Origin of the sequence: Synechococcus sp. 8F6, from assembly GCF_002252665.1 — a bacterium.
Lineage (GTDB): Bacteria > Cyanobacteriota > Cyanobacteriia > PCC-6307 > Cyanobiaceae > Cyanobium_A.
The window spans coordinates 57785-80847 of record NZ_NQKZ01000009.1; the positions used below are offsets into that span (position 1 = coordinate 57785).

Sequence of the window (23063 nt, forward strand, 5' to 3'; positions counted from 1 at the left end):
CTTAGTCCAGCTCAAGATCGAATATGTATGCGTCACCAGCGCTTGGAGCCTGCATATAGTTCTCCTCTAGGCGAGTTGGAAGATTGTCTTGCATAGACTCACCATCTTCGCTGCAGGTGATTGCATCATTGCCAGCTGTCCGCCTGATCTCGCATGCTGTATTTCCAATGTTAGTCCATTCAATCTCACATATGTCGACTTTCTTCTTGTCGTCGTCAGAGAGAGCTGTGAACTCTTGTCTAAAGATTCTGAATAATTCTGAGATCTTACCTTCTAGGTTTTCCTGCTCTTCGGCTTTTAGCGCATCTGCCCATGATTTTGCGCATGATGGCCCCAGCTGAAACTTGACAAATCTTGCTGACAATCTGGCGACAAAAAATGCGGGAGACCGATCCGACACTCGGTCTAGCCTTCCCTCATACAGCGCTTTTGCATCTGGTAGGAACTTGAGGAGCTGGCCATAGTTCGCTTTCTGAAGAGACTGAGATGCGTGATCACCGGTAAATGATATAAATAGATCATCGATGGGTCGCGTAAGTGCGACGTAGATGATCCGTCTTTCTTCCTCTGACAGGCTGTCTGCATCATTCTCCATACCTAATGTACCTTGTTGGCTGGCTGTTGCGTTCAGGTTTGGAATGATTACTCTCGGAAATTCAAGACCCTTTGCCTTAAAGACAGTTAGAATCTTGACCCGAGATCTCGTATCGGTTGCTTCTTCTGCAGCGTCAAGTTCTCTTCGGGCAGCAATTGTCCTGAGGAACTGCTGCAGCTTGTCATTTCGTACGTAGTCGAGAAGGCCGTCGACAATGGCTGCTTTTGCTTCGCCAGCTTGCTCGTTGACAGAAGAGTCGATGAACCATCTCTTGATCGCGATCTGATCTGAGAGTGTTTCGATGGCTTGTTTAGCGCTTATGTCCTCTCCGTGTTCTAAGCACTTTTCAAAATAATTGGCTAAAGCCAACAAGCCCTTGCTGCTTCTTCCGTTGTCCTGAAGCATGTCCCCATGTATCTCCCTGAGATGGGTCTGTATCGGCTTCACTTCGCCCAGCGCTGTTTGCAGTTGACGCAGAAGATGAATCGCGGTTGCCTTCCGCAGGAAGGTAGTTGGTCGTATGTAGACCCGTAAAAAGTGATTGCTAAATGCTTCGCTCTCAGCCTTGGTAAGGCCGTGGCCGTTGGATCGCTTGATTTCTAGTTCGGCAAGACGTAAGTACGATTCGATTAGGCAGAACTCCGGTCGATAGTAGAAAGGCTTGCTCCCTGGAATGGTGTACGGGATCCCTTTTGAAATTAATTCCTCTTCGAGGATTGGTGTTTCAGCATATTGACGGATAAGTACCACTGCATTGTCATAATGGCGTTCTTCCGGTCTCGACGAAGATGAATGATATGACTCCTCTATAAGGTCTACAATCCATTGCGCTTGCTTGCCAATCGATTCAAACCTCTCAACACAAAGCTGACCTGTGAAGCCCTTCGCTGGCATCATTTTCTTTGCAGCTCGGTTCGTGTTTTGTTCGATAACCTCACGTGCCAGAAGGATTGACCCCGGGGAGCAACGAAAGTTTCTATCTAGAAAGAATGTCTGCCACTGTTTGTCCTCAAGCTTGTCTCGGATGAATGTCGGCCTTGCGCCTCTCCATTCGTATATTGTCTGGTCGTCGTCTCCGATCGCCATCATATTGTTTGACCGATCATCGAGCTTCATGAGCATGGTGTTCTGAGCTCTATTCACGTCTTGGTATTCGTCGACAAAAACGTAGTCGTAGCAGTTGGCAAAGTGCTGATAGGCAAACACTTCCGAAGTAAGGACAATGGTGGACAACTGCATGATGTCCGAGTAGCCGAAGAACTTGCGATTTATCCGCTCGTCGTCATAGGTATCAATCAGGACTTCAAGCCAAGGTGCATCCTTGAACTGCTTTATGTCAAATATCTGGTGGCATGATGGATCAAGTTGGTCGTACGACCATTTTGTCAGGAGCATGTCATTCTTGAGTTCGTCGATATATTTGCCAAAATCGTCCCAGCCCAAGTCTCGAGCCTTTGTGAAATCAATATATTCGGTGGGATATCCATTGTGGTTGACCATTTCGCCCTTCAGCATGCGTCTCCGGGCTTCTGAAAAGCATTTTTCGAGCATGCCGCTGTCGGCTTCAATGCGCGCTGGAAGGCGTTTTCTTTCGTCGCAAAAGCGTACAATTCTTGACGCCAATTGGCTTAGTGTTAGAGCATGGACTTCTTTGCAGTTTGGTTGCAAAGCGAGCTTGTCCTTCAGTTGACGCTTTGCTTCTCTTCCAAATGTTGTCGCAAGAATTCGGTCGGGACGATGACCATCCTTGTTGACCAGTTCTCCAATGCGTCTGACGATCGTCGAGGTCTTTCCAGAGCCAGCCACCGCAAAGACAACTGCTCTGCCTGCTCGGTGGTTGATAATCTCTCGCTGTTGGTCGGTGAGTTTCAGCATCTGTATTTTTCCTTTATGTGAGCTTGTTCAAATGACTGTTGAGTTTGGTTGTCTCTGATTCAGAATTCTCAAGCCAATCTGTCGACCAGATCCTATAGATCTGCCAGCCCAGCCCTTCAAGAACAGCTTGCCTGTACTTGTCACGATCTCTTGCTGAACGCGCTGAGTGGTAGGTGGCTCCATCGCACTCGATTCCTATTAGGTAGGTTTCAGGCTTGTCTGGATGACGGATTGCCAGATCTATGAAGTAGTTGGCAACGCCAACCTGACAATCGACCTGGTAGCCATGGCGTGTAAGTGCCTCAGCAACAACGATTTCAAATTCACTATCGGGTTCTCTGCCGCTTTGTCGCCCCGTTTCCAAACTTTGTGATTCCACAAACTTGAGGTATCCCTTCAGGGCATGAACCCCTTGGCTAGAGGATGCAGTGGGCTGGATCTGATGCGATTCCATCGAGGTGACCAGCTCGATGCCGTATTTCGCCCGGGTGAAAAGCACATTCAGGCGCCTATGGCCACCATTTTGGTTGATCGGTCCAAAGCGCATTGCCACGCCACCACCTGGTTCAGCTGGTCCATAGGTAGTTGAGATCACGATCGTGTCGCGCTCATCGCCCTGGACCTTCTCCAGCGATTTCACAAACAGCCCCTCGCTGCTATCGGTAAGTTCCAGACGCCGGCGCAGCTCATCGTGGTGGATAGAAAGCATTTCTAGTTGTTCAGCAATTTCCTCTGACTGTGCCTCGTTCGTCGCCACCACCCCAATGCTGCGTTCTGGATGCTCCTCAAGCTGCTGCAGCACCACATCACACACCTGCTTCACCTCAGGCAGATTCACACCTTTGGTGTAACGGGGTGCTTCTACAAGATGGCGGCTGATAGCAAAGTCCCGATCGCAAGATGGGAAAACCACCAGCTCATTATTGTAGAAATGCTTGTTTGAAAAGGCGATTAAACTGCCGTGCCTTGAGCGGTAGTGCCACTTCAGCCGTCTTACCGGATGGAAGCTCTTGGTACACAGATCCAGGATTGACTCCTCATCAAGCGCTTCTGTATCAACTTCTTCGTTCTGCTCAGTGTCTTCAGTAGAAGTGGTTCTCTGGAAGAAGGCCGTAGGAGGTAGCTGCTTTGGGTCACCCACAACAACACACTGTTTGGCGCGGCTGATTACTCCAAAGGCGCGTTCCGGAGCCATCTGCGACGCCTCATCCACGATCACAAGGTCGAACTGCTCGATCGCCTCCCTTGGGACCAGCGATGCCACTGTCGATGGGGACATCATCCAGCAGGGCTTCAGGCCCCGCAGGGCATTACCCGCGTCTTGAAAAAGGTGCCTGAGGGGTCTATGGCGCTTCTGCTTGACGGCCTCATTGCAGATCAGCCCCATCTCTGTGAATTCGCTGCGTGGCCCGCGGTTGATGCCGTCAGGAAGCTCTTCAGGAGTGCGATGGATGCGGGCAATCACCTCGGCCCTGTCTAGTTCTCTGACGTGATCCTCCACTCGGTGGAACCGCTCCCGTCGGGCCACCTGGTCTGAGGCCCTTAGCCCCTGGATCTCCGGCACGTCTTCTGAAATACGGCTCAACTGGCTGCGCACCAGGTTCCAGCGGTAAACCGGTACCCAGAGCTCAACAACTAAGACACTGCGCATCAACTGATCGACCAGCTGCTGCTCGGCCAGTGATGGCAGCCCTTCCTTGAGCTGATGGATCCGAACCCAGTCGGGAAACGACTCCCGCATGGCGACCAACTGCTGTAGCCAACCACCTAGTTGCAGATGGCCAAGGGCCTCTACAGCTGGCGCTGGGGCGGCTGGATGCAGTTCTGGGTTGAACTGTGCTGACCCCAAGAAACGATCTGCCGCTTCCTCTTCGGCGCTCAGCAGCCTGGTCAACTGCTCACCAATGGCTCGTTGCTGAGTGATGTAGTCGGTTGAGCCAGCAGAGAGGCACTGCTCTTCCATCGCCATGGGCAACAGCAGCTCCTTGAGGCTTGTGATCCAAGCCAGAACGCCGCGCAGCGCCTCTGGCGATGCGTCAGCAAGGTCTGGTCCTGCTTGCTGCCGGAATTCGGACAATGCCCGCAGCATCTCCTCCTGACGGCGGCGATAAAGCTCCAGTTCGATCGGTGCTTCCTGTAGCTGGGCAGTGCCCAAATCACGTTGCAGGCCAAAGGCTGAGAACTGGGCGATTAGTTGCCGGAACTGCTCAATCCCACTGTCCAGTGTCTCCAGCAGCGATCGCAGAGGTAGCCGCTCACTACCTGTTGCGACAAGCTCACTCTCGCCCAAAACACTCTCCATGGCAGGCAGAAGCTGCTGGCTGAGCAGAACGTGCCGCTGCTCCAGCTCCCCTTTGAGAAGGCTGGTGAGGCAAGCACTGTGGGCTTCTAGGCCCCCGGCATTGGTGAGCTCTTCATTGCGCGCTGCTGCTTCCAAAACCACCAGCGCCTTTAGGGGCTCACTGCTCAGCAACCCAAGCGCAGCCTCAAATTCTTCTGTGGGGAATTGGGCTTCTCGTTGCCGATAACCGATGACCTTTTGAAGCCATTGAGACATCCCCTCTGGCTGCTCCACTCCAGCATCTCTGGCCCATACGGCGTAGGGATTGACCCGCTCCAGTTGCTGCAAGTTGGCCTGGTTCACTGTCAACTCGCGACGGAGGTCGCTTGCGGTTCTGCTGGCAATCGCCAGACCTGACCAAAGCGGCAAGCAAACCAACTCATCGAGATCTGCTGACAGGCCACCCTCAAAAAGTCCGATCTGACTTGTTAGCTCATCCGCTGTCAGCGTTCTGGCTTGCTCCAAGAATCCCGCTGTGGTGGAGCTGCTGCCGACAAACCCCTTCAGCTCGGCAAACTCCTTGACCAGAGCAGTGGCCTGGACAAGATTCACGCCGTTACTGCACCAGCTCCTTACCAGTGCAGCCGGAAAGCTCGCCTGCATCTCCAGCACCTCAGCCACACGGCGGAGCGCCTCCGGCTTGCTCGCGGGCTCTACTGCACCCAGTTCAGCGGCCAGCTTGCTGGCTCTCGCGTAAGAGCGACTGACTAATTTGCGTAGGGGAGACATCGTCTCCAGCTTTGTAGCTGCAGCACGCAGCTCATCGGCTTCGAGATTTTCGCTGACACGTAAGCCCTCACGAGCAAGGGCCTGTTGCTTTGTCTGCAGTTGCTGTTCCTGCTCCAGTGCAGCCTTGATCACATCTGGGGGAGTTGTCCAGAGATCCGTTACACGCAACCGCAAGGCGTCCGGGCTGAGTGCCATCAATCGCCTGAGAACATCGGGCAAGCCTTGAAGTTGCTCGAGCCTCAGCCCCTGGAACTCCAGCGGCAGGGATGGGGAGGATAGAGCACCCTCCACTCTCAGCAGCAGTGCCTCAGCTCCCTCGAGCTTGGTCTCCCACTCCTTCGTGGCATCGAGTTGGCCGAGCAGCGACTGCATCCCGCCTTCACAGCAATGACGCAGCAGATCAACTGCTTCTTGCAGCTCTGCTAATCCGTTGGCTTGCGCTTCCTGGCCGCGATCCAAGCCCAGGTGCTGGCGTTCAGCTTTCAGCTGGAGATGGTTTTGGATCAATGTTCTGATGCGCACGCCGCGATTGCCCTGCCACAAAGGCAGCTGGCGCTGCTCAAGAACCCACGCCGGCAGAGCGCTCAGGTGGCCAAGCAAAGCATCAAGGGCCACAAGTTCTGCACGGTTTAGGCCCAGAAAGTCGAGGTCACCTGATCCGGTAGATGCAATGACCTGGATTCGCTCCAGCCGCTCCGATAACTCACCAAACCTGTCGTTGAGCTGGTCTCGCTCCGCTGCGGAGGCAGGCATCCTCACCTCGCCTAAAGACCATTGGTTCCACTGCCCTGAAAAGACTGTGAATGCATGCCCATCCGGCAGGGGATCTGGAATGCGGGTGAAAATCTCAGAGAGCTTGGCGGTGCTCCCCTGCTCTGCTTTCAAGGCAGTGAGCAACCCCTGTGCAACCCCAGCTCCTTCCTGAGAAGCCAACACGGGCAACAGGCCTTCTTGATCACTGGAAAGTGGCTCTGGTAGCAGGGCTGCGCTGGCAGAAATCTCAAGAGCCCATTGCCTCAGTTCCTGCAGCGTCAGTGCTGCAACCGCCTCGGCAATGCTCGGGTGTTGGCTCATGGCCACCAGCGCACTGTGCCAATGCTGCGCCTGATCCATTAACTGGTCCCGACTTAATGCATCAGATGGCTTGGCACCTAGGGGCACAAAGGTCGAGAGGAAGAGTTGCAAATCCGCACGGCTACATAGCCTGGCCAACTGCTCGATGGACTGGGTGATCTGATCAACCTGTTGCCTGGTGTATTGGGTTGCCTCGTTCAGGACGCAGCGCAGATCTCCCAAAGGCACGTTCGTACCTTGCAGTTGCTGTCGCAGCAGAAGCTCTCGCCAGAAAAGTTCTTGGGGACTCTCCTCTTCTGGACCATGTCCCGTATTCAGTAACTCACTAAAGGAGTTCAGTTGGCTACGCAGCTGCTGAAAGTCTTCCACCACTGCATCACGACGCGGTGACTGGGGTTTTGACAAGAGAAGACGCTGAGCAAGCTCGTCATAGACCTCGCGCTTATTGGTCTTGTCAGAAGCGATTCGCAAGCAATAGGGTCTTAAGCCTGCATCTGCCAGGCGGGTAAACACCACGTCCAATGCGACTTTCTTTTCAGCAACAAAAAGAACACGCTGGCCCGCGCATAGTGCGTTTGCAATGATATTGGTAATCGTCTGGCTTTTACCAGTTCCTGGCGGTCCTTCGATCACCATGGAGCGGCCGCTCATCACATCGGCAATCCCGGAAAATTGACTGGCATCAGCCTGGGTGATCAGAACAGGGACGCGCTCAGCAATGGCTGGGTGATCAACATGCTGATCCTCCGCTACCACATTTGCCTCAGCGGGCAGCTCCTCTTTTGAAATCTCAGCGGCCAAGAGCTGTCTAACCAGCACAGATTGCTTAACGACTTCTGGGTCAAGATCTTCATAGAGGCCTAAGCCGCTAAAGTTGAATAGAGCAAGGTTGAGAAAGTTGCTGACCGCCCAGCCCTCTCTTTCGGATATGGCATCAGCAACCTGAGAGATGTAGGCCTGCAAAGCAAAACCATTTTCATCGAGTACTGGCAATGGCAGATTGACAAGAAAATCGCGACGCAAGCGCTCCTTCAGAGTGACGTTGCTGATAGGCACGTCATCTGCAGCGCGGAGATAAAATGTATTTGCTCCTCCTCGCGTTGCCGCCTTGGACAGCTCAACGGGAAGCAGAATCAGCGGAGCAAAATACTTGCGATCTTTCTCGCTCCATTCCAGGCATCCAAAAGCCAAATAGAGAATATTGTTGCCCGTTTCTTCGATCGAACTACGAGCCTGCTTGCGAATCCCTTCTGCCAGGCGTTCGAGACTCGCCTCTAACTGCAGAACACGCATCCCATTTTTGACACTCCTTGCGCCGCCTTCTCCAATGGTCAGCTCGTAGGTAGAGGGAATTCCTTGAGCCTCAGCCCATTGAGCCAGGTTCTTTGAGCTTTTACCACTCTTGGACTTTGGCCCAAATTCCTCTCGAAGCATCGACCGGAGACGATCCTCTGCCTGGACCAGTGCTGGGCTCAATCCCTGATCATTTGCGCTATCAGCTAGGACCTGCTGGTAAAGAGGATCTTGCTTCCTCGCAATTACAAGTGCCTTTTCAAACTCTTCACCCGCTTCATCTTTCTCGTCATCATCGGGTGGATCAGACAAGGGAATGATCTGGATTGTCGTGCCATCGCAAAGTGCCGCAAGTACAGCTTGAGGATCGCAGTCGATGAAGCGCAGCAGCCTGGCCGTGCGTTTGCTGCTGAGGGAGAGATTTAGGAGGTTGTTGCGCGTCGTCAGATCGAGCAACTTATTGCGAAAACCCTCAAGCGTTGGGGCGAGGTATTGGTTGAGATCTTTAGAGCTGCTCATGTCAGTAAATGGTACCTTTGAATACAAATTTGGCGATCACGACTTCCTGTTAACAGATCTGGTGTGTGCATATCTGCAGTCGCGTGCTAGGCGGCAACTCTCGACCGGTGGTGCGGCCAACTCCAGCGATCGGATCATGATCAGCGGCAATATCCACTCAGTCTGCGTCCTCTTGCACCGAGTGCGCAGCCAAGTTGCAGCCACTGCAACCCCTTTCAGTACTTGTTTTCATGCGGATCCTGCATAGCTTTTGCCTTGCTGATCTGAACCAGCAGCTGCCGAAGGCACTGCCTGGCCGCCCTGGAGTTCACCGCCCCCTGCGGCAGCAGTAGCCACAGCTGTTCGATCAGCGGTGGCTGGTCGGCCAGGGGCACCAGGTCATGGACCTTGACCCACCCCGTCCCCAGTAGATCGACGCACACCGGCATAGCTAGCTTCCTGTCTCGTGCCCGCTTGATCCAGGCCGCTGGTTCCTGGCAGGCCATCGGTTGCTTTTCCACCGCAAAGCCATGCCGCTCCACCGCATGGCGCAGCAGTGGTATGGCTCCCTTGCTCGGCAGCAACACCCGCTTCGTGGTGGGTGTGGTGGCCACCAGCTGCAAGCCCAGCTGACCCAAGGGCAGTGCTGCGAGGCCATCCCATTGCGGGGATTGGCCCGAGAGCAGCAGTTTCTCCAAACAGAAGGAGCTCACGATGGCTCCATCGAGCAGGCCATGCTGCACCAGCTCCGCCCAGTGCTCGCCGCAACGAAACCGGGGCGGCACCAGCTGCACACCAGAGATACCCAGCAGCAGGCTCTGGTGGAGCACATCTGTGCCGATGCGCAGCAGCCCCTCCATCAACCTGTGCTCCCGGTATGCGAGCCGCAGGTAGTGCAAGCAGGTGTTGTAGCCGTGCCGGCACACCGGTGAACCGTGCCAGGGCTCCAACTTGAACTGCTGCTGCATCAACTGCAGGCTGCGGCAAACGGTTGTCTGATGCATGGCCAGGGCGGTGCCCGCCTTGGACTGGGAACCGGCCAGCTCGAGGAAGTCGAGGATGTGCAGGTCTTCCAGTGGTGTGGGTGGGGCATAGGTGCCGGAGGCCCGCTTGGGGGAGGAGCGGGCTTGGCTGCTGCAGGAGTGGGCCACGGGCTGCCTGGATGTTGCTGAATGCAGCGTCAGTGCACAGGACCCTGGCAAGAGTGTTTTTCGTGCGAAAGAGTGGAGGGTTCCCCTTGTTGTCGCGATGGCCCCGCTGCGCTGCCACCTGCTGATTGGCCAGCCCGCCAGCGGCAAAACCACCCTCGCCAAAGCCCTGGCGCCCCTGCTCACCGGCCCGGGTGAGCAGCCGGCCCAGGTGCTCTCCACCGATGTGATCCGCGCCGAGGTGTTTGGCGATGCGGCGGTGCAGGGGCCGTGGATGGACATCCAGCAGCGCTTGCACCAGCGCATCCAAGAAGCCGTGGCTGATGGCATCCCGGTGATCGTGGATGCCACCCATGCACGCCGCCCCTGGCGGTTGGCACTCACCCAGGCGCTGCCGCTACCCGCACCAGTGGAGTGGATCGGCTGGTGGCTGTACACACCCCTGCCCACCTCGCTGGAGTGGAACGGCCGCCGCGAGCGGGCCGTGCCGGTGCCGGTGATCCTGGAGATGGCGGCCGCTCTGGCGGATCCGCACTTCGGGCCAGTGCGGGCGGAGGGCTTTGCGGCGATCTGCGCTGTGGTGCCAACTCATCACGACGATCTGACGCCGGTGTTGCAGGCCGAGCTGGCCGGGCTGGAGCGGCGCATCCGCTCCGCCACCAACCGCGAACGCAACCTGCAGCGCCATGGTTATTCGCGCCTGCTGGACCTGGAGCGCCTGCTCTACCTGATCAAGCTGCTGAGCAGCTGGCCCGATCTGGCCGGCACCGATCCCGCCAGTGCAGAAGAGCTGGAGGCGATCCTCTCGCCCCTGCCAGAAGGAGACCTGGCGGATCGCGCTGCTGCCTTTCTGGGGCGTCTGCACGGGGAGTGTTTTGCTGATGCCGATGCCATCCGGGGGGATCTGGCCTGGCTAGAGACCAATGGCTTCTGCAGTGCGGTGCCCAGTGCGGCGCCGATTCAGCTGGCGCCGAGCCCTGCCGCTCAGAACGCGGGGGGCGCCATTCATGGCGGTCTGCCGCCAATGGGTGATGGGCCGGTGTTCCTGCGGGTGATGACGCTGCTGCGTCACCTGCTGCAGGTGCCGTTTGATCGGCCCGCGGAGCGCGGCGCCAACCTGCACCAGCACCTGATCGCTGCCACCGAATCCATCCCTGGCGCCTACCTGCCCGGTGAAACGGCAACGCTGCGCAAGGACCTGGAAAAGATCCTCACCCCCTACGGCTTCCGCAACCGCAACGACAACGTGCGCCACGGCTACTGCCTCGGCACCGCCGTGCTGTCGCCACCGCGCCTGCGGGAGCTGCACAACGTTGTCCGCCAGACCGCCGGCCGCCTGGCGGATCCCTCGGCCCAGGATCTGCTGGCCGAGCTGGATGAGCGGCTGGGCTGGGCCGGCATCAGTGCCGACGGCCTGCCGCCGGTGCGCAGCTACGCCCGCCATGCCGTGGTGGATACGGCCCTGGTGCGGCGCGAGTCCTTGGCTGCGCCCCGGCGCGCAGAAGCGATCGAGGCGGCGATCGTGGAACACTGCCGTGTACTGCTGCAGCGCTACCCCGGCGTGGGCAGCTTTGCCGATAGCCCCGAGGGTGAACTGCGGGTGTGGCCGCTGCAGCTGATCTTCCACAACGTGGGCTGGTATCTCCTCTTTGAAGAGGACCAGGTGGGCCGTGAGCAGGGGCTGATCCGCAGCGAGCGGCTCGATCGCCTGGCTCTACCCGCCAGCCACGGCGACCTGCGCCGCAGCAGCGACGAACACGCTGCCGCGGTGAACCGGCTGGAGCGGTTGCTGCACCACAGCGGCGGCATCTATTTCGGCAGCGATCTGGAGCAGCAGCTGGCCATCGCCAGCCCGTCGGCCCAACGCCGCAGCCAGGTACTCGTCACCCTGCGCTTCTGTTGCGCGCCCTGGGCCTTTGCCTTCATCCGTGAGGGTTTGCAGCGCTACCCGATTGAGCACACCCGCTTCTCCAAGCCGCTCCGCGGCGACAGTTGGTGGCACCATCCCAAGGCGCCGCACGTGCTTGTGCCAGGCGCCGCCGATGCCAGCCATCCCTATCCGGTGGAGCTGGATCTGCCGTCCTGGACAGTGGTGGCTGATGTTGACCTACGCAGCTGGCTGTTTGCCTTTGGCGGCGGCATCCGGATCGAAAGTCCCGACGTGCTGCGGCAGGAGCTGGTGCAGCGCAGCCGGGAGGCGATGGAGGCGAATGGGGGAGTTCACGCAGGCCAAACTTCAAAACCAGAAAAGCTCAGCAGCAACCGACGCTTCTTCTCGAGTCGCCTAAGCCGCGACTGAACAGCAGCTGTAACGACAGATCAAAACGTTCTGCTCGATACAGCCAGGTCATCCTGCTGCTGGCCATGGTGATGCTTCAAGAAGAACAGATATGCAGGCAACCGGATCCACAGCTCTTCATCGCAAGGCCTATCAGCCCATCGAGCGCAGCTACCGCCTGATTGACGGCAGCTGCCTCCCCCACTGTCAGCTCGACAGCCACTACAGCTCGATTGATGACGCCATCGCTGACGCCATCGCCTGGATCGGCGATGTCAGTGAGCCCGACCACCCCGCCAGCCTGATCGGGGTGGAGGTGAGCAGCAGCAATGGCGACTGGCGCACCTGTCGCGTTCCGGGGCCGTTGCTGTGTCCACTGCTCTGTCCACTGCCCTGTTGAAAGTCCAGCCTCCAGCAGCACTCCCCTGAGGGATGAAATAGAAAACCTCCGTGTAGAGCGGGGGGTTTCCGGAGAAGCCGGGCATGGGGGGCTGGCGTTCATGCCAGCACCTGCATCGCAGGCGCTTAGGTCTCAGTCTGAAAGCAACATCGGAGCAAGGCTTGCGTGCGGAACAAACGCTGACAGCCTGCTGATGCTGTCCTCAGATCACTCCTCCTCGTCGCTACCGCCCACCGGCACCAAGCGGATCTGCTTCTTGCCGAGTTTGATCTCGAACTCGTCGCCGGGCTTGAGGTCGAGCATGGCGGTGTATGCCTTGCCCACCAGCAGGTTCCCATTGCCCTGCACGGTGGCGGTGTAGCTGAGCGAACGACCGCCTTTGCCGCGGCCCTTGCCGCCACCATCAGTGCCAAGACTGACGCCTTTGGCGCCAAGGAGGGCCTCGTAGAACGCCGTGAAGTTCAGCCGCTCGCCACCATCTTTCTTGGTGCTCACATAGCCGCAGCTGCGCACTAGATCTGACTTGGAAACATCGCCGAGTTCTTTCACCTTGGCGAGCAGTTCTGTACCGGTAAGCATGACGATTAATCTATAGCCCAACGACTCTAGCCCTCTCGTCTTAAATGGCCACTGCCCTGTGCTCTTGATGAGGACTCAGAGCAGGATAGCTTCTGCATCCCAAGCCGCATCATCATCCCCACTCCAGTTGGCTTCGGCGTCATCGATCACCTCACGCAGGCTCAATGTCAGCCAGCCAAGGTTGCAAGCGAGCAGATCGATACGGCGGCCGCAGTGGGTCCAGATCGGCAGTGGCTGCAGGGTGGGGCCACAACCAAACACATCCCCATCGAAGGCATCATCGAAAGGGCTATCCACCGCAAGGATTTGGTCGATCAGGTTGCTGTCCATGGCTCGCTCGTTTGACGTGAGCCAAGCCTCGGCCAGCTCAGCCGCAATCACTAGCACCCTTGTGCGAACGACGATTGCGACAGCTGATTGCATTCCCGTTGGGCGAGCTCCTGCACGAGTGGATCGCTGCGGCACAACAGCCACAGGCTGCAGTCTTCTGTTGCCGGCAGTGGAATCAGATTGCAGGTCTGGAAGGCGGCGATCTGATCGCGATTCAGCACCACCCCATCCAGTAGATCGAGCTCCAAGAGAGTGTTGCTGTGGTTCAAGCTGGCCGCCGGCAATGACACCCACTCCGCCCACGGCCAACTACTCAGCAGCGGTTCGATGGCAGCAGAACCACCCAGCCGCAACACCCCGCAATCCAACCGGTGACGGTTCACGCCCTGCCGCAGCAGGCGCATCCAGTCGGCATCGCAGAAGCGTCGTCCAGGCTGGCGGCCGCGCTGCTGCTGCAAACCCATCTCCTTGGCCAGGCGCCGATAGCGCCGGCTCACGCTGGGTTGCGACAGGTTCAGTAGCTGAGCGGCAGCCACGGTGCTGCCGGTGAGCTCGAGCATGTCCACTAACACCAGATCCCGCAGCACGGCTGGGATTCGGTAAGGACGACGAGGAAGAACGGCGGACATCCAACAGCTGCAGCAGCCACACCAGTGTTCGGAGCTCGGGCCATGGCGTGCGGCTGACTCCTGCGAATGACCGCTGGTGATTCGCAGGAGCCCATGGCATGTGCCCCAGTCCCGCTGCAGGATGGACCGATGACCGGCACCCCCTTGCGCTGCCACCTGCTGATCGGCCCGCCCGGCAGTGGCAAAACCACCCTCGCGCACCAGTTGGCGCCCCTGCTGCAGGGGGCTGATGGCGGCCCGGGCTTGGTGCTCTCCACCGATGTGATCCGTGAGGAGCTGTTTGGTGATGCTGCCGTGCAGGGCCCCTGGGATGAGATCCGCACCGTGATGCTGCAACGCCTGCAGACCGCGGTGGCGGCCGGCCGGCCGGTGATCCTCGATGCCACCCACGCCCGCCGGCCCTGGCGGCTGCTCTACACCCAGCAGCTGCAATTGCCTCAGCCGGTCGAGTGGATCGGCTGGTGGCTCACCACACCCCTTGAGCAATGCAAGGCCTGGGCCTTGCGGCGTGATCGACCCGTGCCCGAGGCGGTGATCGAGGAGTTCCACGCCAGCCTCAACAACCGCTTCTTTCGGCCGGATCGGGCCGAGGGCTTTGCGGCGATCGTGACTCTCAACCCCGGCGGCGGAGAAGGCAGCGATGACGATCTGCGTGGGCGTTTAGCAGCCCTGGATGGCCGCATCCGCAATGCCCTCAACCGCCAGCGTGCTGTTACCCCCCAGCTGCACCGCTATTCACGCCTGCTGGATCTGGAGCGGCTGTTGTTTCTGCTCCGCCTGCTCACCAGTTTCAACGGCCTGGACGACAGCGATCCAGGCACGGCGGCCGAGCTGCTCAAGATCTGCAACCCACTGCCTCAGGGCGATGTGGCCGAACGCGCCGCTGCCTACCTCGGCAGCTGGAGCGAGGTGCACGGAGGCAACAGCGAGTGCTACGCCGATGCCACTGCCATCCGCGGCGACCTGGCCTGGCTGGAGGCCAATGGCTTCACGGGCCTCGACTGGCAGAGCGACCAGCCGATCGAGCTGGGCAGCGGCGGCCCCCCAGACGGGAGCAAAGTCAACGGCGGCCAGCCCGCCCTGGCGAGCCAGGAGGTGTTCCGGCGGGTGTTCACCCTGCTGCGCCACGTGCTCAAGTATCCATTCGATGCTCCAGAAGCCGCATCAGATCGGGAGCCATCGGAGCCGGAGACATCCGCCCCTGCTCCACCCAGGGCAAAGCGGGCCAAACGGGCCAACACGGAATTCGGCCCCTTCTACCGCCATCTGATCGACAACCTCCAGGAGATCGAGGGGAGCTACCGCCCCGACCAGGAAGCGGCTCTCCGCCATGACATCGAGCACGTTCTGACCCCCTACGGCTTCCTGCCCGCCGTGAAGGGCAAAGGTCGCCCCCACAGTCGCCGCCAGGGTTACGCGATCGGCACGGCGCTGCTGTCGGCCGATCAACTGCTGCAGGTGCACGCCCAGCTCAAGGCCTCTCAGGATCGCCTCAGTGATCAATCGCAGAAGCCTCTGCTGCTCACCCTTGAGGAGCGCCTCCAACGCGCTGGCATCCTCAGCGCTGATGGAACCCCCGACCGGCTGCGCCAGCCCCGGCGGGCCCTGGCGCACCGCTCATACACGGAAGAAAAGCCCGGCACTCTCTCCAGCCTGGAGCTGTCTCCCCGGGTGGAGCGGGCGATCCGCGACCGCCGCCGGGTGTGGTTGCGCCATACACCTGACGTGGTGGATGAAGAGCAGCGGAAACGAGGCGATGACGGCAGTTTCCGTGCCTGGCCCCTGCAGCTGATTTTTCACAACATCAGCTGGTATCTGGCCTTTGAAACCTCCCCGATCGGCGGCGACGGCCTCGGCCTGATCCGCGTGCTGCGCCTCGATCGGCTGGTGCTGACGAAAGAGGATGGCAACATCCGCCGCAACAGCGAGCAGGAGCACGCCCATGCCCTGGAGCGACTGGAGCGGCTGATGGACGTCTGCGGTGGCGTTTATTTCGGCGAGTCCATCGAGGACCAGCTGGCGGTGATGGCGCCTGCGCTGGGCCGCAGTGTCAAACCGCCATATCAGGTGCTGCGTTTTTCATGCACTGCCTGGGTGTTCAATCTGATCCGGGAAACACCACGGCGGTATCCGCTGGAGCACATCGCTTTCTCCAAGGCTATCCAGGGTGATGGCATCAAGGATCCGGGAACACGATGCATCCTCACCCCCAATCCTGCCGGTGACAGCCATCCCTATCCCGTGGAATTCCGCCTGCCCCATTGGACCGTTGCACACGACTGGGACCTGCACAACTGGCTGTTCCGCTGGGGCGCTGGCATCCGCATCGAGCAACCCATCGCCCTGCGAGAGAAACAGCTGCAGCAGGCACAAGAAGTGGTGGATCTGTATGGGCAGATGCCCTGATCCACCACCATCCACGCCTCAGCTCTAGAAGCAGTATTTGTTAAGCACGTAGAGCACCTCGTTTGGCTTGTCCTCCATCCAGAAGGCCTCTCGCTCGAGTGCTCTGAGGTTGCGACCGAATCGATCGACCTGCCTGAGATCACGCTCGCGAGATGCCGTTAGCACCATGGCGGAAGAGTTGATGCCAAAAGCGCTAATGGTTCGAAAGCCTCGCTTGCAGGCCTGAGCAACATGAACCGATTCATGCAGGATCGTTTCATTGATATGGCGCGCTGAATCCCCAAAACGAAGGATCCGGGATGTGCAGATTGTCAACTCACGCTTGTGGGTGTCGAAAAAACCATAGATATCCATTTTGTTGCAAACGGAGCCGTTCTCAACGATTCGCACCTTCTGCTGCACCAGCTGACGAACCTCCATCGCAACGGGGGTCAGATAGGCGACATAGTCCATAGTGTTGGCTGAACTCGACTGGATCAGGCCATCACAATCGAAACAGGCAGAATGCGTGAGGGGTGACGTGCGAACGACGCTCAATTGAGTCATTCAAACCTTCTCGCTCAGCAGCCCGAGATCGCCTCATCCAGCCCATCGATCACCGCCATCAGAAAGGGCAGATCCAGGGTGTCGATCGTGTCGCTGGGCTTGTGGTAATTCGGGTTCCGCATAAACGAGGTGTCGGTCACCATCATGGCGTTGTAGCCCGCATCCCAGAAGGGGCTGTGGTCGCTGAGGCGCACATCCGGCAGGGCACGGCCCTTGAAGGGCACAGGCAGCACCTTGGTTTTCACATGGGCTCCCATGCCAGCGCTGAGACCTGGCAGCAGGGCCGCAGCGCCGGTGTTGGCCACCAGGGCGATGAAGTCGCCGCGGTTGCCATACACGGCCTTCATGGCAGCCAGCGGGTAGCTCTGCTGCTCGGCGGTGTAGCCGAGCATCTCCAGGCTCAGCATCAGGTGCAGCCGCTGGCCCTGCTGACGCAGTTCAGCAGCCAGGGCCGAGCTGCCCACCATGCCCCACTCCTCCTGATCAAACGCCACCAACCAGATCGGCCGCCGTGGTGGCGTCATTGACCATCGGCGGGCCAGCTCCAGCAGCGCCGCCACGCCGGTGGCGTTGTCATCGGCGCCGGGAGAGCCCAATGGTCCGTCGTAGTGGGCGGCCACCAGCACCGGCGCCAGCTCGGTCCGCTGCCCAGGCAGTTTGAGGATCAGATTCACGCCCGCATCCGCTCCTTCCCCGAAGCGGTGCTGCTCCACCGAGCCATGCACCGCCAGCTGCTCGAGCAGATAGCTGCGCACCGTCATCAGGCCCAGTTCATCCCAGCGGGCATGGCGCGGACGCACCACCTGCTGGAGATCAGCGAGTAGCCGCTGCCGGAAGGTTTCCTGCTCTGACATCACGGGCACTGGCTGTTGCTGTGATCCTGAGGCGAGAAGAGTACTGATGGGGGAATTGACCTGCGATCGACGGCTGGTCGTTCGCAGCAGCACAGAAGCCATCCAGCTGCGTTGGATTGAGCCTGGAGGTCACAGCCATTGCCCCATGAAGTTGGCACGCGCCCCCGTCCCACTACTGATCGCCGCTTTGCTGGCCATGCCAGCTGGGGTCAATGGTCAGGTGGTCAGCGACTTCCCGGTCTGCACCAACTACCGCGAGCGCTATCAAGGCGGTGGCTACGACAACGATGGCAATTACGTGCCTGGCTTTGTCATGACCGAGCGCTTCAACATCGACTGCGGCACTGCAACCAATGGCGCTGGCTCCTACAGGCGCTACCAGGGCAATCCCCTCAACCCCAGCTGCAACCCAACACGCACGATCCTGGCGGGCACGCTGGGGGCGGGCATCGGTGCGGCCTTCAAGCGCTCCGCCAGGCGTTACACCGTGCCGATCGGCGCCGCTTTGTTCGGCTTGGCCTACAGCTGCTGAGCCTGGTGCGTGGCCTACGGCCCAAGGGCACCCACCGGCACCACCACGACCCCATCGGCACGGGGGTACCCGTACCCCTTTCCGCAGATCACGGCCAGAAATGCGGGTGAGCCAGAGCGCTGGCTATCGATCTGCTCTGAGAAGCGCTTGAGGTTGGCGGCGGCCTGCTCCACCTGGCCCTCGCCGAGCTTGATCTCGATCGCGCCCCAGCGCCCATCTCGCAGCTGCACGATCGCATCCACCTCCACGCCGTAGTCATCGCGGTAGTGCAACACCTCCCCGTCCAGGAACTGGCTGAGCACGCGCAAATCGCGGATCACCAGCGATTCGAACAACAGCCCGAACCACTCGAAATCCTGCAGCAATCGCTCCGGTGCAGCCCCGGTGGCGGCCAATGCCAGCGATGGGTCAACGAAATGACGCTTTGGGGCTTTGCGCAGTCGTGCTCTGGAGCGCAGATGGGGAGCCCAGGCGGCCTGATCTTCGATCACCATTAGCCGCTCCAACGCCTGCAGGTAGTCGGTCACGGTGCGCTCGTCCAGGGGGCCATCAGCACCACCTGCATCGGCGGCCAGCGTTGAGAGTTTCGCCTCAGTGGCGCAATGGCGGCCCAGGGAGCGCAACAGGGCCCCGACCCGCGCTGGATCACGGCGTCGATCATCCACCCGGCTGATGTCAACCTGCCGCACCTGCTCGAGATAATCGCGGGCGGCCCGGCTGGCGGCCTTCAGGGGCCGGCCCTGCTGCGCAGGCCAGCCGCCTCGGGCAATCAGCGCCGTGAGGTCCTGCACACTCATCCCTGGATCCGCAACGGCCTGCACCTCGCCAGCAAAGAGTTGCCGCAATGACACAGCGCCATTTGACACTCCGGATTCGAACAGGCTCATGGGCCGCATGCGCAGGAACCCGAAGCGGCCGGCGCCGGTGTGGCGGCTGGCATCGTCTGCCGGCACCGCTGAGCCGGTGAGCAGAAACTGGCCGGGCTGATCCGAGGCATCGACGGCCCTGCGCACCTGATTCCAGAGCTCGGGTGCCACCTGCCACTCATCCAGCAGTCGCGGCCTTGCTCCTTCCAGCACCAGCCTCGGCTCCACCGCGAGGACCTGCCGCGCGGCCTGGTCGATGTCGAGCAGCACGCTGGAGGCGGCTTGCTGCGAGGCCGTCATCGTCTTGCCGCAGGCCTTGGGCCCTTCGATCACCACCGCACCGGCAGATCCCAGGAGCTCCCGCAGCTCGCCATCCACGATCCGGGGGCTGTAGGCAGGCACTCAGGGTCATCGATGCGGGAAACACCGAAATCCTAATGCGGACTTTGCAGAGCTTCTGATGGTGCTTTTGCTGGCGCAGTGATGCGGCTTTTGCTGGCCTGGTGCTCGGTCTTGCTCTCTGGAAAAAAGCTCGTGATTCGCAGGAGCCCTGCCCCTCCCGCCCCATCCCACCACGAGGATCCGACCAACAGCGCGATCCGACCTTGCTCTTCTCCAACCCCGAGGCCCAAAGCCTGCTGGCCAACCGCCACCGCCGCACCCCCTGCGTGCTGCTGCTCGACAACTCCGGCTCGATGGCAGGCGAGAAGATCAGCCGCCTCAATGCCGGCGTTCGCGCCCTCAAGGACGACATCCTGCGCAACCCGATGGCCGCCCAGAGCGTGGAGCTGTGCGTGATCAGCTTCGGGCCGGTGCAGGTGCAGAGCGAATTCACCCTGCTGCGCGAGATGCCGGCGCTGCACCTCAGCGCCGATGGCGTCACCCCGCTCAAGGAGGCGCTGGAACTGGCGATGCTCAAGGTCACCCAGCGCAAGCAGAGCTACCGCGACCACGGCATCAGCTACTACCGCCCCTGGATCTTCCTGCTCACCGATGGCGAGCCCACCGACAACAACGGTGGTTTCTCCACCAACTACCGCCAGTTGATCCAGCCCCTGGAGCTGGCGGCCCAGGAGCGCAAGTTCACCCTGTTCACCGTGGGGGTGGGGGTGAACGAGGAGGGGCGAGAGGTGCTCAACGCGCTCAGCCGGCCCTTCGGGGGGCGCTGCCTCGATCTCGACAACCTCAAGTTTGAGGAGATGTTCCTGTGGCTCTCGGGCAGCCTCAGCCGCGTCTCCCAGTCCAGCCCCGGCGAGCGGGTGCAGCTGGTGGATCCCGCAATCGGCGATGAGGTCTACGACGGCTGGGTGCTGTGAATTCCCTGCCCCCAGCCGCCCCACCCCGAGTGGTGGGCGCTCGCAAGCGCGGCGAGGGCCACGCCGCCCGTCAGGAGCCCTGCTGCGATGCGCTTTGGCTCCCGCCATCCAACCCACGGCTGGGTGGATTCGTGATCTGCGATGGGGCCGGCGGCACCCCAGCGGTGGCGCGCTCTGCCCAGCTCTCGGCCCGCGCCGGCTGGCAGGCACTGCTGCTGCTGCGCCGCCAGCTGGCTCGCCCGGCCCGCAGAGCCCACCACCACAGCCAGCAGCATTTGCAGCACTGTTTTGTGCAGGCCTTCTGGCACGGCCGCCGGCCCGGACCGATCGCAGATCACACCCTGCTGGCCTGCCTGTGGGACCGGCAGCGGCTGCTGATCGCCCAGGTGGGCGACACCACCCTGCTGCTGCGCCAGCAGGGCCGCTGGCAGCTGCCGCTGCCGCTGGCCCGGGGCGAGTACGCCAACGAGACCACCTTCCTGCGGCCCACCACCCCGGCCAGCGCCGTAGGCCTGTGGTGGGCGCCAGCCCACCAGATTGAGGCGGTGATCGGCTTCTCCGATGGTCTGGAAGCCGCGTTCCTGCAGGAGCAGCAGCCCAATGGCCCGCTGGCAGACCTGGTGCTCCAGGCGCACCGGCAGCACCTGGGCTGGCGGGGTTATCCGGCCTGGCTGGCCGACTCCCTGGCGGATCCGGCCCTCGCTGCCCTCAGCGATGACGACCGCACCCTGGTGGTGGCGGCGCGATGAGCCAACGCGCGTTCATCACAAGCGATGGCCACAGCGTGGTGTTGCCGGCTGGCCACACCGGCCGCATCGGCGCCGGTGGCCAGGGCCAGGTGTATCGCACGCAGCTCGGCGGCCAGCCGATCGCCGTGAAGCTCTGCCGCCAGCTCGAGGAGGCGCGGCTGATCGCCCTGCAGCGCCTGGAGCCAACCTGCGGCACCATCGCCACCCTGCCCCGTCAACGGCTCTACCACTGCCGCGATGGTCAGCGCGGGGCACTGGCGGGCTACGCCATGCGCTACGTGGAGAGCAAGCGCAGCGTCTCAGCTGCGCGGCTCTTCAACTTCGAGGAGATCGCCGGCCTGCAGCGTTTCACCTGGAAGGACGCGGTGCTGGCGGCCCTGCGGCTGGCCGAATCGGTAGCACAGCTGCATCGCTATGGGCTGGTGATCGGCGACCTCAATCCTGAGAACGTGCTGTTTGAACAGCAGGGCCAGGCGGCCGGCACCAGCACCTGGCGAGCGGTGATTCTCGATAGCGACAGCTTTCAGATCGCCAGCAGCGCTGAGCGCTTCCACTGCCCGGTCAGCCGGCCGCCCTACACCGCCCCGGAGCTGATCGGTGCCGACTTTGCGACCACCTGGCGCGATGCCAGCAGCGATGCCTACGCCCTGGCGGTGATCGTCTACCTGCTGCTGCTGCACGACCACCCTTACGACAACGCGCTGCTGCAGGCGGAGCCCGAGCTGGAGGTGACGGCCCGGATCCGCCGCGGGCTTTATCCCCATGCCGCCATGCCGGCAGCGGGCCTGCGGCCTGGGCCCTACCGGCCGGCACCAGCGGCGATCAGCGAGGCGATGGATGCCGCCTTCCGGCGCAGCTTCTGCTGTGAACCGGCTCTGCGGCCCACTGCTGCGGAGTGGATGCTGCTGCTGCGGGATCTGCACAGTCAGGTGGTGGCCTGCAGTCGCAATCCGCGGCACCAGCACGTGGCGGGCCGCGACTGCCTGTGGTGCGCGGTGGAGCAGCGCATCGGCACCCCGATCAGCCGTTACAGCCCTGCCCCAACCAGCGCCAAGCCGCTGGCCACGCAGCAGACACCAGAGCAATCGAGTCAGCCAGCCCCGGCAGACCCCCAGGGCAATGGGCTGGAGGCCCTGCGCGATCAGCTGCGGCTGGCGCGCGACCTGGTGGAACGCCGGGCTGTGCTGGTTGAGCAGCTGCTGCAGCTTGAGCCGGTGCTGGTTGAAATTGCGGAGCGTTGCAGCAGCCCGGAGCAGCTAGTGGATGAGCAGGCCGTACTGGAGCGGCTGAGCGGGCTGCGCAATCGCATCAGTCGCTGGCTGGGGCACCGCCAGAAGGTGGAAGCCCGCCAGCGGCTCGCCGATCAACTGCTTGAACTGGCCACCAGCAGCGCCGCGAGCACCCTGCAGCAAAGTCGAGAGCTGGAGCAACAGCGCCACCAACTGCTGAGCCGGCTGGCTGGCAGTTGCACAGCGCAGCTGGCTGCACGCCTGCCCCTGCAGGATCCCGAGCGCACCGCCACGGCCCTCTGGCGGCAGGCTGCCAACCACCGACAGCAGCGCTGGTTGCAGCAGCAGTTGGCACAGCAGCCGCTGCGCTCCTGGCGCATGGAGGGCTTTGGCGATGGGCGCATGGCGCTGCTGGAGCGCCATGGATTGGAGCGGGGCGACCAGCTGCTCGAGCGGATTGACCAGCTCACCAGCCTGGCTGGTATCGGCCGGGGCCTCCAGCAGCGTCTCCGTCAGCAGTTGGAGAACGAAATCCAGACCCTGCAGGCACACATGCCTGAGCACGTCGCATCGCCTCAGATCGCGTCTTCTCTGCCTGACCTGCTGGGGCCGGAGACGCTCGCATTGATCGACACGCAGCAATCGCTGATCGATGCGTTGCAGGCCGATGCAGGCGCCCTGGCGATCCGTTGCCGGGATCTCAACGCGCAGATCACCAGCAGCTACCAGCAGCGCGATGCGCTGCAGCAGTCCTTCAACAAGCTCTTCTGAGATCCGTCGTTCGCGCGAGAGTGAT

16 protein-coding genes are annotated in these 23063 nt (G+C 60.9%); 7 read left to right on the top strand and 9 right to left on the bottom strand.

What is annotated here, in order from left to right; genetic code table 11:
* Position 1: 1 nt before the first annotated feature.
* From CJZ78_RS08350 to CJZ78_RS08360, 3 genes are all read right to left on the bottom strand, one after another.
* Positions 2–2470: an ATP-dependent helicase gene (locus CJZ78_RS08350; RefSeq protein ID WP_094560572.1), complete on the bottom strand. Its 2469-nt coding sequence runs from the start codon at positions 2468–2470 to the stop codon at positions 2–4.
* 13 nt (positions 2471–2483) lie between these two features.
* Positions 2484–8426, bottom strand: coding sequence for a DUF4011 domain-containing protein (locus CJZ78_RS08355; protein ID WP_094560574.1), 5943 nt, complete (start codon positions 8424–8426; stop codon positions 2484–2486).
* Positions 8427–8641: 215 nt separating this feature from the next.
* Entirely contained in the window at positions 8642–9556 is a 915-nt protein-coding gene (locus CJZ78_RS08360; RefSeq protein WP_094560576.1) for a hypothetical protein, read from the bottom strand.
* A gap of 97 nt (positions 9557–9653) precedes the next feature.
* Here CJZ78_RS08360 and CJZ78_RS08365 point away from each other — a divergent pair, with 97 nt between their 5' ends.
* Both CJZ78_RS08365 and CJZ78_RS08370 read left to right on the top strand, forming a co-directional pair.
* The gene (locus CJZ78_RS08365) at positions 9654–11852 is read left to right on the top strand and encodes an AAA family ATPase (protein ID WP_094560578.1); all 2199 of its coding nucleotides are present in this window, start codon (positions 9654–9656) and stop codon (positions 11850–11852) included.
* Positions 11853–11943: 91 nt separating this feature from the next.
* Positions 11944–12231, top strand: a complete 288-nt coding sequence (locus CJZ78_RS08370) for a hypothetical protein (protein WP_094560580.1) — start codon at positions 11944–11946, stop codon at positions 12229–12231.
* 207 nt (positions 12232–12438) lie between these two features.
* On the opposite strand, the gene CJZ78_RS08375 is transcribed toward CJZ78_RS08370, so the two are convergent.
* The 3 genes from CJZ78_RS08375 to CJZ78_RS08385 all read right to left on the bottom strand — a co-directional run bounded on the left by CJZ78_RS08375 (position 12439) and on the right by CJZ78_RS08385 (position 13769).
* Positions 12439–12810 carry an AbrB family transcriptional regulator gene (locus tag CJZ78_RS08375; protein WP_094560582.1) on the bottom strand — a complete coding sequence of 124 codons (372 nt, stop codon included), beginning with the start codon at positions 12808–12810 and terminating at the stop codon, positions 12439–12441.
* Positions 12811–12885: 75 nt separating this feature from the next.
* Positions 12886–13140, bottom strand: a complete 255-nt coding sequence (locus tag CJZ78_RS08380; protein ID WP_143592874.1) for a hypothetical protein — start codon at positions 13138–13140, stop codon at positions 12886–12888.
* Between the two features lie 50 nt (positions 13141–13190).
* Complete coding sequence (locus tag CJZ78_RS08385; RefSeq protein ID WP_143592875.1) at positions 13191–13769, bottom strand: LysR family transcriptional regulator; 579 nt, start codon at positions 13767–13769, stop codon at positions 13191–13193.
* A 129-nt stretch (positions 13770–13898) separates the two neighbouring features.
* On the opposite strand from CJZ78_RS08385, the gene CJZ78_RS08390 reads away from it, so the two are divergent.
* On the top strand, positions 13899–16175 hold the full coding sequence (locus tag CJZ78_RS08390; protein WP_158217059.1) for an AAA family ATPase: 2277 nt from the start codon (positions 13899–13901) through the stop codon (positions 16173–16175).
* A gap of 24 nt (positions 16176–16199) precedes the next feature.
* On the opposite strand, the gene CJZ78_RS08395 is transcribed toward CJZ78_RS08390, so the two are convergent.
* Positions 16200–16712: a hypothetical protein gene (locus CJZ78_RS08395; RefSeq protein ID WP_143592876.1), complete on the bottom strand. Its 513-nt coding sequence runs from the start codon at positions 16710–16712 to the stop codon at positions 16200–16202.
* 23 nt (positions 16713–16735) lie between these two features.
* Entirely contained in the window at positions 16736–17575 is an 840-nt protein-coding gene (locus CJZ78_RS08400) for a M20/M25/M40 family metallo-hydrolase (RefSeq protein WP_094560592.1), read from the bottom strand.
* Positions 17576–17762: 187 nt separating this feature from the next.
* On the opposite strand from CJZ78_RS08400, the gene CJZ78_RS08405 reads away from it, so the two are divergent.
* Positions 17763–18107 (top strand): hypothetical protein, encoded by a 345-nt coding sequence (locus CJZ78_RS08405; RefSeq protein ID WP_158217060.1) that lies wholly within the window; start codon positions 17763–17765, stop codon positions 18105–18107.
* A 14-nt stretch (positions 18108–18121) separates the two neighbouring features.
* Here CJZ78_RS08405 and CJZ78_RS08410 read toward each other — a convergent pair whose 3' ends face one another.
* Positions 18122–19375: an ATP-binding protein gene (locus CJZ78_RS08410; protein ID WP_094560596.1), complete on the bottom strand. Its 1254-nt coding sequence runs from the start codon at positions 19373–19375 to the stop codon at positions 18122–18124.
* Between the two features lie 203 nt (positions 19376–19578).
* Between CJZ78_RS08410 and CJZ78_RS08415 the strand changes: the two genes are divergently transcribed.
* The 3 genes from CJZ78_RS08415 to CJZ78_RS08425 are packed head-to-tail and all read left to right on the top strand — an operon-like array spanning position 19579 to position 23038.
* Positions 19579–20289: a VWA domain-containing protein gene (locus CJZ78_RS08415; RefSeq protein ID WP_094560598.1), complete on the top strand. Its 711-nt coding sequence runs from the start codon at positions 19579–19581 to the stop codon at positions 20287–20289.
* Entirely contained in the window at positions 20286–21038 is a 753-nt protein-coding gene (locus CJZ78_RS08420; protein ID WP_158217061.1) for a protein phosphatase 2C domain-containing protein, read from the top strand. Before CJZ78_RS08415 ends, CJZ78_RS08420 begins: the two co-directional genes overlap by 4 nt.
* Positions 21035–23038 carry a hypothetical protein gene (locus CJZ78_RS08425; RefSeq protein WP_094560602.1) on the top strand — a complete coding sequence of 668 codons (2004 nt, stop codon included), beginning with the start codon at positions 21035–21037 and terminating at the stop codon, positions 23036–23038. Before CJZ78_RS08420 ends, CJZ78_RS08425 begins: the two co-directional genes overlap by 4 nt.
* Positions 23039–23063 lie beyond the last annotated feature (25 nt).